Below are 11,906 nucleotides of genomic sequence, written 5' to 3' on the forward strand. Positions count from 1 at the left end.
GTCCAGCGGGCGTTGGGGCGGACCGCCGTCGACGGCGCCGCGGAACCTTCCCGCGCGCCCAGCAGGGGCCGGGGCTGAGCCGCCCGGCTCAGGACTTCAGCAGGTCGTAGCGGGTCAGGTCCACCAGGATCGGTTTGCGGGTCAGCTCGTGGCAGTGCACGACCGCTGAGTACGGACCACCGGGCAGCGTGGTCATCTCGGCGCGACCGAGGACGGGCACCTCGGCGTTCTGGACGCCGGTCTGGAACGTCTGCCCGTCACGGCGCGAGTAGTCATCGACTGCGTCTGGCGAGCGACGGAACGCGTACCGATCCGCTTCCCGAAGTACTCGGTCGTCGGCGCACCGGCACCGGGCAGCAGGATGTGGGTGACGCAGTTGGAGAGGATCGTGTCGCGGTCCTTCTCCTCGAAGTCGGTGATCTCCTGGAGGGCGAGCAGAACGCTGAGACCGGAACTCCGGGACGTCGCCATGAGCTGCGGGAGGTCCAGGCGCTCCTGAAGCCGGGGAGCCTCGTCGAGCACGAGCAGCACGGGACGCGAGTCGGTGTTGAACTGTTTGAGCTGGGCCGAGATGAACTGCGACAGGAACAACCCCGAGACCGCTTCCGACATCTTGCGGTCGGCCAGCGGCGCGGTGACCAGCAGCAGACCGGGGTCGCGGGTCACGTCCTGCATTTTCAGCTCGCGGCGGGCCGTGACGCGGTTGAAGCCGGGGGCGTTGAGCACCTCAAGGTAGGTGGTGAGGACGCCTGCGCTCGCCGGATACGGGGCGGTCACCATGAAGCTCGCACTCGCGGCTGCGGTGAGCACGCTGCCCGAGCAGCTTCGCCGATCATTGACTGGGACCGCGGCAAAGAGCTCTCCCAGCACCCCGCCTTCAGAGTCGAGACCGGCGTTCCCGTCTACTTCCCCGACCCGCACAGCCCCTGGCAGCGCGGAACGAACGAGCTGACCAACGGGCTTCTCCGGCAGTACTTCGCCAAAGGCACCGACCTGGCCCGCTGCACAAGCGATGACCTCTCCGCGGTCGCAGCCACCCCCAACAACCGGCCCCGAAAGATACTCGTCTGGAAGACCCCCGCCGAAGCCTTCAACGAGCACCTATTGTCCCCGCAACAGTCTGGTGTCGCGACGACTGATTGACTCCGCCTTGGCCGCCGCGGTCCGAGTGCATAATCGCTCCGACCTGGCCTTGGAGGGCGATGGCGTTGCGGAGCGCGTTGACGGCCAGCTCCGAGGTCATTCGGGCGTCGATGGAGTAGCCGACGATCCGCTGGGAGCGGGCGTCTTTGACCGCGCAGAGGTAGAGCTTCCCCTCGGCGGTGGGGTGCTCGGTGATGTCGGTCAGCCACAGCCGGTTGGGATGCTTGGCCTTGAAGTCCCGTTGCACCAGGTCGTCGTGCACCGGCGGTACGGGGGCAATCCCAGGGTGTGGGCGGCGGAGCGGATCTCCTGCTCGGTGCGCTTCTCGTCGCGGGCGTACAGGTCCCGACGGCGTCCTCGTCGGCAAGCTTGAGCAGGGTGGTGCGCTGGCGGAGGCGCTCGGCCTCGGCGGCGGCAGGCGCCTCCTCGCGGCGGCGCTCCTCCGCGGCGGCGGACGACCGTGCACGCACCCGGGCGATGGCGAGGTCGCGGTCGCATACCCGCCAGCCCTGCCAGAGGTCGGAGTGGTCGGCGCACACCATGCGGAGCATTCGGTGCATTCGCCGACGGCGGGGTCGCCGCAGCGGCAGGTCGCCGAGCTGGCGTCCTCGTCGCGGGTCTAGATGCAGACCCCTTGCCGCAGCGGGATTTCGTCACGGTGGCAACGGGCGACGTGGCGGTGCCGACGGCGACGGACTGGCCGGCCGGGGCGTGGGCGGCGCAATGCCGTTACCCGCGAAGGATCTGCGTGCGTGCGCCCGTCGCCCCACAGGAGGGACATGCCATGCTCGAAGCGCAGAGGTTGACCGGCACGTTCGAGGCCCGAGTCGCTCACGTGTCGCTCACGCTGGGGGCACACCCGTCACACCGGCCACGCGCGTGCGACGGTCGGCGTCTGGTGGGAGTCTTCCCCTCCGGACCGGAACGGGGCACGAGAGTGGCCGCGCCCTGAGAAGTCAGTCGACGTACGCGACCAGTGCCATCCGAGGCTTCTCGCGGAAAGCTGGTGCTGCCGGCGAGCGGCGGGACCGTCGTCCCTACCTGGGGACGGCGAAGGTCCTGGAAGCTACAACGGGCGCCGAGTGGGACTCCCATCAGGCACACAACTCCAGTGGGGACGACCAGCGCACCTCAAGTTCGATTGAAGGCGAAACGTGCTGCTGCCGGAGGCGCTTGACCTGGGCAGGTACGCGCTGGCGTCTGGCGCGCACCTGCCCGTCCGGCTCGCGTGCGCCACGTACGGAACGCTGGCCGACGACGCCGGCAACGCTGCGCCCGTGCCCAGCCACTACACGCCCACCTCCGAGGCGGGGTGGAAATGCCCTCGGTGTGGTCGCCTTGCAGATCGGCCGGTCCGCGGTTACCCGATCGACGGGCGCCTCAGAGGGCTCGCAAGCGACGAGCTCCGATTGCTAACCTCGTCGCCCTCAGCCCCGTCAAGACCGCGAAGCTCGCCGCAGCGCCGGAGGCCCCCCACAGTGTGGCGCCTAACCCTGCCAGCACTAGGGTTACAGGCGTGAACAGTGCTGTGTTAACGAAGACATAGCGATCCAAGTTCTGCGCCTGCAGGATAGTTGCGATCAGCGGAGCCACGGCCGCCAGCGGCAGGCTAACAAGGAGCCAGGACAGAGCTCCACCGCCCGGTGCGTATTCTTCGCCGAAGAGCAGCATCATCGCCCTCTCAGCAAAGAGCGTGAATGGCGAAAGAAGCACCACTCCCAGCCATGCCGCCACGGTAAGATTCCGAATCAGACGGCCCGCTTCTCTTGGCTTCAAGGTGGCGCCATGCGGCATCAGGACGTTACTCACGGACGTGGCGACGACTGACACCGGCGATAGGATTCGTGAGGCGGCTGTATAAAGCCCTGTGGCGGCAGGCCCGGCCACTAGGCCGACGACAACCGCATCCAATGCCCGCAGTGTCCCGATTGAATTACTGGCAGCAAGCGGCCAGAGTCGCTGAAGCAGCTCCCGCAATTGGAGAGGTGCATCAGCTTGAGGCAGGCGCACGAGAGCCCAAACCGCAACGACCGCTGCGGCGACGCCGACGAGCCTGCCGATGCCGAAAGCAAGGACTGCTGACGCGCCCGCGTTAGTAAGTAGCAGGTAGAACGTTAAGGCTGCGATGGGACGGCCGATGACCGAGATCAAAGGCGCCATTCGACTGCTACGCGCAATTGCCACGGCCGTGCGGGCCTCGATATTCTTGTCCAAGGCCACGGCGATACCTAGTGCAATAACACTTGCAACGAGTGTCCAGTCGGGAATGAACAGACAGGCAAGACTGGCGCCGAGAACTCCGCCGGCTAGCGTCGTGCGCAGATTGAGCCGTAGTGCAGCAACCGTTCCAGCCATCTCGCCTCGGGCGTACTCGCGAAGAACAAACGGGACGATTCCAAGCCCGACTATGCCGAGAATAGTTGTCTGTGCCGTGAACGACGCCAAGAGGCGGCCGAAATCTGCAACGGAGACGTCTCGCGCCAAGAGGATCAATTGTAGTGCCTGTACCAGTGCCGCGAGCAAGCGCCCCGCCGCCATCAACGCGAATAGCTTACGCACCCCAGCCCCATCGTTCGCATACCAATCAACGCGCGGCCAGAGACGGGGCGAGCGGTCACGTGTCGGCTATTTTCCAGTAGCCACCAAGCTTGTAGTCGAAGCTGGTGGGAAAGAATCGGCGAAGGCCACTGGCAGGGAATGGTGTAACTTCCCCGAAGTAGACCCTCTCGCCGACCTGGTAAAAATCTACGCGCATAAAGTCGAATTGTCTTCCTATGACGGCCGCCTGGCGAAGCATCTCGTCGAGACGCGTGGGCACCTCGAGTGGTGAAGAATCGGAGACCGCCGTAGTGACGGGCGCCGGAGTCCAATCGGGCAAATAGTGATATTGCCGATGGTCCGCGCCGCGCCCCTTGTGTACTTGAATCATTCGTGGCACGCCGCCGAACACAAAGAACTTGTAATCGTCGGGCACCTCATCCCCCTTGGGATCGCCGATCCACGGCTCAGCAATCAGCAAGCGTCGGGCCAAGCTGTACGGCCACTCGCCAAGATAGTGGGACTCGTGTTCGCCGAACTTTGAGAGCCAGTCTGCAGTGAGGGCCTCTAGGAGAACGACGTCAGGCGACCCTTTCCCGATGTATACAGCGCCCGAGGTGTGGTTCGGCTTGACTACCCAGCGCTCCGGCATATCGACGTCGGCAAGCTCGCCAACGTCCGTGCCGGACCAGAGAGTGGGGACTGGCTCGATGAGCGGGTCGAGACGCTGCACTCGCTCTTTCATCGCCAGCTTGTCGCATGTCCAGGCAAGGGCTGGGTCGCGGTCGTAGAGCGCTCGCCACACAACCTTCTCGGAGAATGTCCTGGGTTGGCGAAACCGAGGCATGCGCCGGTGTGCGATGACGTGCAGCACCACGCGACGCCACCGAATCGGCAAGAGGGAAGCCAGTCTGTGGATAAGGCGCCGGGTGCCATGGCGCAGTGCGGTCATTTCGTGCCCCGTATCGTGTCGTGTGGCTTCGTGAGCGCGGCGCCGGAGCAGGCGCGTGCCAACGTGCTACTCCAGCCGTCGTCTCGACGTAGTCTAGCCGCCGGCTGGTCCCGGCCTAAGAATGTGATGGCGTGCCCACTCCGATGAGCGCGTTCGGGTGAGGCTCTCCAGTACCGCTCGTTGCCTTGCACCGAAGCGTGCGGTGGGTCGGACGAGCTCAGCCGGGTCGTCTCGGCGTTCAGCGGACAACGGCCTACCGCGGGCGTCAACCAAGCAGCCTGCGATGCGGTATCGCAAGTGTCAGAGGTTCACGGCGGGCGGCCCCCGGGGCAAGGTCCGGGGAAACTTCGGAGCATCGCATGCGGGCCGAGTTTTGCGCTAAGGGAGTTCGCCGTTGGGCGAGCGCCGATCCATCTCCAGGCTCGTGAGGACGAGGAGGAGGTGCGCGAAACTAAGCAGCGTTGTCTCGAAGACGGCCGACACTAGAAATACTCCGAGAAGAACAACCGTGCGTCGCGACAGCCGCGCAGGCAATGCTATGAGGATCATTAGAATAGTGAGATACAAGACGGCTAGTAGCGGTCCTTTGCTGAGGAACATCTGCAGGTAGCCATTGTCAACAATGCCTTCCTCAACACTCCCGTGCCCGAAAATGGACAGGAGGGAGTAATCCTCCAGCAGACTGGCGTACACCGCCGGCCGACCGCTCAGCAATGAATCCAACTGCCCGCCAGTCAAGCGGGGAAGTACGAAGGCCGAGATGGTGAAGAAGAGGGGGGCTATGATGGCGACGAGCCGTGTGGCACGGCTGACGGGTCCGTCCAACGTTTTGCGTTGTAGTAGAGCGATCACCGTAAAGCCGACGACAAGTGCTGTTGAAGTCCGCGAATCGGTGCCAGCGAACAAGAGCCATGTGACTGCGAGGATCGGCAGCGCCCACCGGACGCGGCCCCGTGCCGATGTAAAGGCGAGGATAGCGATCGCAATGATGCTCCACTCCATCATGGCTCGATTGGGGTGGCTAAAGCCCACACTCAGTCGAACCATGAAGTCGCCCGTGTAGGCGCGCCAGACGACGACGTCCTTGGCGCGATTGAAACCGGTCAGCGAGTATAGGCTGACGACGAGTGCAAAAAGACCAGCACTCGCCAGGATGAACCGGCGCATGACGGCGGCAATATCGACCCATCGCAGCACATACGCGACAAGAGGAACCAAAACGATCGCGAAGAGGTTAGGCCGCTGTGTCAGCACCGCTGCGATCGCGCCTCCGCAGACCAATACGACAAGACCAGGATGAAGCGGCGCATACGTTGCAACTAAGGCCGTCGCAAAGAGGGTTAAGAGTACGTATAAGCCATCGAATACCACCGGAGCCAGTGTCTCTTGAAACACTAGCCCGAATGGCGTGAGCGCGACCCCGACAGGTACCACCCATTCGGCCACAACTCTGGCCGGGTTGACGCGTCCGAGCCTTTCGGAGTCGCCTAATCCGCCGTAGCGCTGACCCGGTAGGGCAGCCACAGCGGCGGAACGGGCTCCATCAGCCTCGTTGACGCTAGCCCCCGTACTGCCATCCATGTTCGTATACGTTACGCGACATCGTCGTGAATGCCTTCCCGCTCGAGTACCGGCGCAGGCGCTTGGCGGCCTGAACGATGCTGGTCCGGTCTAGCTCCCATGCGTTCCAGAGCCGGGTGCTGCCGGACAGTACCGACGCATTCGCTGAAGCCAGGCGGTGGAAGCATTCCACCGACGCCGCGTATAGATGCTCGAGATATTCGGCCTGGCAGCCCGCTCCCATCGTTCAGTCGAGCCCGCGGAGGGCCAGGACCGTCCGCTGGGTCCTGCTCGGCGACCCCTGCTTGGGGCCCCTGCGATCGAGGCGCCGGGCGCGAGGGTCCGTATGCCAGCCGGGGATCCCCCTCCCCGAGTCGCTTGAGCTGACGGCTACCGAGTCCTCGCATCGCTGCAGGCCCACGGGCGCTACCGGCGCCACGCAAAGCGTGGCAGATGCGCTAGGACGACCCGTCGCGATAGGGCGCGCTATTTGCTGTCTCGGCTGGCGGCATGCGATCGTTTCGCCGCGCCCTGCAGGGCCAGGACCTGCACCTATGTCCGGGGTGCGCCTCAGCGCCACTAGGTGGACCAGCAAAGGAGCCCTGCCCATGGCTTGGAAGGACAAGCCTTCGAGCCACGACGCGCGCTCGCGCGCAGCCATGCCCACCGCGGCGGTCGGCCCGTTTCAGGTAGCGGACGCTCGTTCGTCCGACATCGTGAGTGCGGTTGCCGACAGATCTGAGGACCGGTGTGTCGCATTCGCGCTCCACGTTGGGGGCCTGAATCATGGGAACGACTTCGTCTTCCGGTCGGCGATCAGCGTAGCGGACGTTCTTTACGCTGACGGCGCCGCGGTTGTCTTACTGGCTCGCCTGGCAGGTGCCCGGCGAATAGAGCGCTCACCCACGACGGATCTCGGGCTCGAATTACTCCGAGCTGAAGAGCGCAGGCGGGGGCGAGCGTTACGAATTGCTGTTGTGGGTGGCCAGCCAGGAGTTGCCGAGTCTGCCCTCGACACCTTGGGCCGTGGAGTCGGCATAGCCGACTCGTATTCCGCGCACGGTTACCATGACGACTATTCGATTGTGCTCCGTGAGCTTCGCTCCTGGGCGCCAGACGTGGTCATCGTCGGATTAGGGATGCCGAGCGAGGCCAAGTGGGTGGCGCGTCACATAGATGCCCTCCCAGACGCGCTGATCTTTACGTGCGGCGGGTGGCTCGGGTTCTTGGCCGGGCATGAGAAACGTGCTCCCAAGATTCTCCAAACAACCGGATTGGAGTGGGTGTACCGACTCAAGCAAGACCCAAGGCGACTTGCGGCACGCTATGGCAAGGGTCTGCTGGTGACGATTGGGCACGTTCCTGGGCAAGTGATTGTGCGACGGAGGACGAAGCGGGCTTAGCTGATATGTCGAGTTCGCTGAGGATGAACTGGTAGCGCGACTGTCGCAACCAGCCAGCGCAGGTTGAGAGTTACCGACATCATGGTTCGGGCACAAGCCAGAGTTTCGCGAGGCGTCCTGTGCGCGTACCGGCAAACGGGGGAAGCCGTGGATCAGCACCGTCCCATCGTGTTCATTCAGCCGCATCTCAAGTATGGTGGGGCTGAAAGGCAAACTGTATTGATCGCGAACGAGCTCGTCCGCCGCGGGCGTCAGTGTTCCGTGGTGCTGCACGAGCGAACGGGCGGACTTCTGGCGGAGCTAGACCCGCGCGTGACAGTTACTGATTTAGGTTTCGGTGGGCACGCGCGACTCCTAGTCGGTGCCACCCGTCTGAAAAATGTGCTCGCCGCTATGGAGCCCTCCTTAGTGATTGTACGACTCTGGTCGAGCATCATGATGACGGCAACCGTCGACAAAGTCGTTCGGAAACACAAATACGTCTTCTACGAGGACTTGGACCCGACGGACCACGCTAGCTATATTCCCCTAGGGCGATTGAAGCAGAGGTTAATTGGCCAAATCTTCCGGCGGGACCGAAAGCTCATCGCCAATACCGCGCACGTGGCCGATTCCATGGCGCGGGTATACCGGCTGAGTCGCACCCCAGAGGTCATCGGATGTGGAGTGAACTTCGACGCCATTCAGGTCAAAGCGGCGCCTGTCCGGGCTGAAAACGATAGCCTGCACATCGTCACTGTCGGCAGCTTGATCGAGCGCAAGGGAATCCTCGACATCGTCTCGGCCATGCGGCGATTAGATCGTCCGGTTACCTGGCACGTAGTCGGCGAGGGACCACTCCTGGATGTGGTAATGAGCGTGAATGGTATCGGGGGGCGAACGAAGGTGGTTTACCACGGCTCCAGGCCGGATCCCTACGGTGTCATGGCTTCAGCGCACGTCATGCTGCACGCTGCTCGGAGTGAATCTTTCGGAGTGGTGCTAGTTGAGTCGCTCGCCGCAGGGACGCCCGTGTTGGCAGCGGCAGCGAATGGACCGCGGGAGATCGCGGCGAACCTCGGAGGTGACGCGCGTTGCCTGCGGCTCTTCGAGGCGGGAAACGTCGAGGCCCTTTGTTCTGCGCTGGCTGATATCGAAGTTGCGGACTTGGCGGCTCCGGCGCTCGTTCGCGACTGCGCCGCGCCTTACTCTGTTGAGCGAGTCTGTCAAAGTTGGGAACGTCTTGCCGACGACCTTGCCGACGACGGAGCGAAGTAGCGTGCGATCACCGTATCGGGGCGCCATCAGGAGCATCACGAGTCGGAGCCTTGGCCTTAGCCGGCGACAGATTCTCCACCATGCGGGCGTGCAAGATGGAGATGAGGAATGGTGACCAGGTGGGCCTCGGGCGGGTGTCAGAGCGCGTCGAACAGCTTGTGGATATTGCGTTAAGGGCCCAGAGCTGGAGGTCCAGGTGGGTTCACGAACCGAGGGTGCCATTATGAAGTTATCAGCCGTGCTGACGTTCTACAACAACGCCAAATTCGTGGAGAGCGCACTGGCGCAGCTGCGAGCCCTGGCCGACCAGCGTATCCAGTTGGTTGTGGTGGACGACGGATCCACCGACGGTACGGCTGAGGCGTTGGCTGATCGTTCGGAGGAGGGTTGGTATACCTACATTCGCAATGATGCGAACCGTGGTATCGCCTGGTCTCGCAATCGCGCAGTGCGCGAATGCCGGGGGGAATATATCTGGTTTGCGGACTGTGACGACCAGTGGTCGCCAGATATAGTCGAACGGCTACTGCAGGCAGCTGAGATTTCACACGCCGACGTGGTGGTGTGCCGTGCGCGGAGGACTCGCAACCCGGAACGTCCGGGAGGGACTCTGGTCGATGGGTTGAACGAAGAAGCGATTGCGGATGGTTTGCGTCTTGCCGCTCTCCTGTTGACGGGCCGTGTCAGAGGATATCTGTGGACCAAGGCCATCCGGAGAGAGCTGCTCATTGCGCACCCCTTCCCGCCACTTAGCTCACAGTCCGATCTAGCTGCTGTCTTGGAGATCGCTTTCGCTGGCGCCCGATTCCACTTCGTCCCAGACCTGCTGTACACGCACGTGGAGCGCATGGGGTCCATCACGAATAGTAGAATTCTGTCACTGGATAACCTCACGTATTGTTGGCGGCGCGTACACGAACTGGTCAAGCGGCACGGCTGGGAGTCAGAACTGGCAGATCAGCTCGCATTCTTCGACCAGTGGTTCTACCGCACAAGTGCGGTAAATACGACGATTCGACTTGGTGCGGGCCGGTCGGCCTTGCAAGCCGCCGAGGCGGCCAGGAACTCGATTACCTTGAGGCAGATCCGAGGGGTGTCTAGGTTTAGTCGAAGAGCGGCACTAACTGCGGCGCTGATGCGATACGGTGGTTTCCTCTACCCTTGGATCTATCGGGCTTACCTACGTGCTAGTAACGGGTAGCGGAACTGGGTTTCCTGAAGTGTGACGGGCTGTGTTCATGGAAAAGGCCGTCCCTGCGCGCGTGATCCGATATTGTGATGGCTTAGTCCCGAGGCGCTAACTTCGGGGCTCCTTGCTGTGGCCGCTTGGTCTCGCCTAGACGGCGATTACCTCTAGACCAATCAGCAGGTACTGGGCCCAGTCCGTGAAACATCTGTCAGCCTGACCTGCGGCATCGGCGAGGGCCGCGTGGTCGCGCAATCTTCCGGCGACGCTCGCGCTGCGCCTTGGACGGCGGCGATCCCGGCGGCCTCCGATGTAACCACTGGATGCTTCATGATCTAGCCTTCTGGCGGCTGAAGAGGTCGCGCGGTAGCGCGCACGCCGACGAACGGGGACAACGTGGAACTGAGAGAGGTGCTGACCACCCTGCGAGCTGCATGGTGGCTGCCCTTCGCCGGCATCCTGGTAGGTGGCGCGGCGGCTCTTCTCGTAAGCCTGCTGCAGCCACCGCTCTACACCGCGGAGACTCAGCTGTTTGTCTCCACGCCTGATACCGCCTCCACGTCGGAAGCGTTTCAGGGGAGTCAGTTGTCTCAGGAGCGAGTTACCTCGTACGCCCGCCTGATCGGCGGTGGAGGGCTAGCCAGCAGAGTGATCGCTCGACTCGATCTCGAGCTGACGCCGGAAGAGTTGGCTGAAAATGTGACGGCCACCGTTGTAGCCGACACGATTCTGATTGACGTGTCCGTAACCGACCAGTCCCCTAGAGACGCCCAGCGTATCGCGCTTGCGATCGGCGACGAGTTCACCGACTTTGCCACTGATCTCGAGACGCCGCCCAGCGGGGGGCCGTCTCCAGTTGCGGTCCGTGTGACCGAGCAGCCCAACGTCCCGGACGCGCCTAGCTCGCCGCAGACAGTGCGAAACGTTGTGGTGGGTCTTCTCGTGGGGTTGTTCGCTGGAGCTGCTCTGGCTTTCATCCGAGTCATGCTGGACCGGTCGGTGAAGGAGCCGGACGATGTCGTCAAGCTGACGGGCGCGCCCGTGATTGGCACAGTGCTGCGCGACGATGCTTTGGAGAAGCGGCACGTCGTCGAACGGAGCAGCACCTCCCGGACCGCCGAGGACTACCGGCAGCTGCGCACCAATCTCCAGTTCCTCAACGTGGACGAGCCACCCAAGGTCATCATGGTGACCAGCGCCCTTCCGTCCGAAGGCAAGACCACGGCCGTGGTCAACCTCGGTCTGGCGCTGGCCGAGGCCGGCCGGACGGTGACCATCGTGGAGGCCGACCTCCGCAAGCCGAAGGTCACCCGCTACCTCGGCATCGTCGCCGGGGTGGGCCTCACCAACGTTCTCGCCGGCACAGCGGAGGTGGAGGACGTCGTCCAGCAGTACGGCCCCTCCGGGTTGTCGGTCATCGCCTCCGGGCCGACCCCGCCCAATCCGGGCGAGCTCTTGGCCTCCACCAACATGCATGCCCTGCTGGACAAGCTCCGGGGTGGGAACGACTTCGTACTCGTCGACGCACCGCCGCTGCTGCCGGTCGCCGACTCTACCGGTCTGGCGGTCTACATGGACGGAGTGCTGCTCTCGGTCCGCTACGGCAGCACCCGGAAGGAGCAGCTGCAGCAGGCCGCTGCCTCGCTGGAGCGCGTGGGGGCCAAGACGCTTGGCGTCATCCTCAACATCGTGCCGGCGCGGGCGGAGCTGGCCAGCGCCTATGGCTACGGATACGGCTACGGTTCCGAGCCCGAGGCCGGGACTAAGGGCAGTAAGCGTCGGGCATGATCCCGTAGCGCATGGGGGCGCGGCTTTGGGCGCGAGCACCCGTACATGTGTGTGACGGGCCACATGCGACCTCTGGGGC

The 11,906-nt window shown here is 63.6% G+C and carries 8 protein-coding genes and 2 pseudogenes; 5 read left to right on the top strand and 5 right to left on the bottom strand.

Annotation, left to right across the window (positions count from 1 at the left end; translation table 11 throughout):
* Positions 1-192 precede the first annotated feature (192 nt).
* Entirely contained in the window at positions 193-780 is a 588-nt protein-coding gene (locus tag ACI793_RS00805; protein ID WP_456604467.1) for a TraM recognition domain-containing protein, read from the bottom strand.
* Here ACI793_RS00805 and ACI793_RS00810 point away from each other — a divergent pair.
* Positions 749-1,143: pseudogene (locus ACI793_RS00810) on the top strand (IS30 family transposase); the annotation flags it as partial. The gene ACI793_RS00805 and the pseudogene ACI793_RS00810 overlap by 32 nt on opposite strands.
* Before the next feature lie 7 nt (positions 1,144-1,150).
* Here ACI793_RS00810 and ACI793_RS00815 read toward each other — a convergent pair.
* The 4 genes and pseudogenes from ACI793_RS00815 to ACI793_RS00830 form a co-directional block, all read right to left on the bottom strand.
* Positions 1,151-1,417 (bottom strand): annotated as a pseudogene (locus ACI793_RS00815) (DDE-type integrase/transposase/recombinase); the annotation flags it as partial.
* A 1,106-nt stretch (positions 1,418-2,523) separates the two neighbouring features.
* On the bottom strand, positions 2,524-3,702 hold the full coding sequence (locus ACI793_RS00820) for a lipopolysaccharide biosynthesis protein (protein WP_456604468.1): 1,179 nt from the start codon (positions 3,700-3,702) through the stop codon (positions 2,524-2,526).
* Between the two features lie 55 nt (positions 3,703-3,757).
* The gene (locus ACI793_RS00825) at positions 3,758-4,558 is read right to left on the bottom strand and encodes an ATP-grasp fold amidoligase family protein (RefSeq protein WP_456604469.1); all 801 of its coding nucleotides are present in this window, start codon (positions 4,556-4,558) and stop codon (positions 3,758-3,760) included.
* A 453-nt stretch (positions 4,559-5,011) separates the two neighbouring features.
* Positions 5,012-6,004, bottom strand: coding sequence for a hypothetical protein (locus ACI793_RS00830; RefSeq protein WP_456604470.1), 993 nt, complete (start codon positions 6,002-6,004; stop codon positions 5,012-5,014).
* A gap of 848 nt (positions 6,005-6,852) precedes the next feature.
* Here ACI793_RS00830 and ACI793_RS00835 point away from each other — a divergent pair.
* From ACI793_RS00835 to ACI793_RS00850, 4 genes are all read left to right on the top strand, one after another.
* Positions 6,853-7,596, top strand: coding sequence for a WecB/TagA/CpsF family glycosyltransferase (locus ACI793_RS00835; RefSeq protein ID WP_456604786.1), 744 nt, complete (start codon positions 6,853-6,855; stop codon positions 7,594-7,596).
* 168 nt (positions 7,597-7,764) lie between these two features.
* Entirely contained in the window at positions 7,765-8,853 is a 1,089-nt protein-coding gene (locus ACI793_RS00840; protein ID WP_456604471.1) for a glycosyltransferase, read from the top strand.
* Between the two features lie 223 nt (positions 8,854-9,076).
* Positions 9,077-10,054 (top strand): glycosyltransferase family 2 protein, encoded by a 978-nt coding sequence (locus tag ACI793_RS00845; protein ID WP_456604472.1) that lies wholly within the window; start codon positions 9,077-9,079, stop codon positions 10,052-10,054.
* Positions 10,055-10,435: 381 nt separating this feature from the next.
* Positions 10,436-11,827 (top strand): polysaccharide biosynthesis tyrosine autokinase, encoded by a 1,392-nt coding sequence (locus ACI793_RS00850; protein WP_456604473.1) that lies wholly within the window; start codon positions 10,436-10,438, stop codon positions 11,825-11,827.
* Positions 11,828-11,906: the final 79 nt, after the last annotated feature.

The sequence above is a fragment of the Blastococcus sp. SYSU DS0617 genome (genome assembly GCF_054051075.1).

Excerpts from the sequence above, each read along its gene's own strand:
- ACI793_RS00805 (WP_456604467.1), bottom strand. The coding sequence starts at position 780 with ATGGTGACCGCCCCGTATCCGGCGAGCGCAGGCGTCCTCACCACCTAC.
- ACI793_RS00835 (WP_456604786.1), top strand. The coding sequence starts at position 6,853 with ATGCCCACCGCGGCGGTCGGCCCGTTTCAGGTAGCGGACGCTCGTTCG.
- ACI793_RS00845 (WP_456604472.1), top strand. The coding sequence starts at position 9,077 with ATGAAGTTATCAGCCGTGCTGACGTTCTACAACAACGCCAAATTCGTG.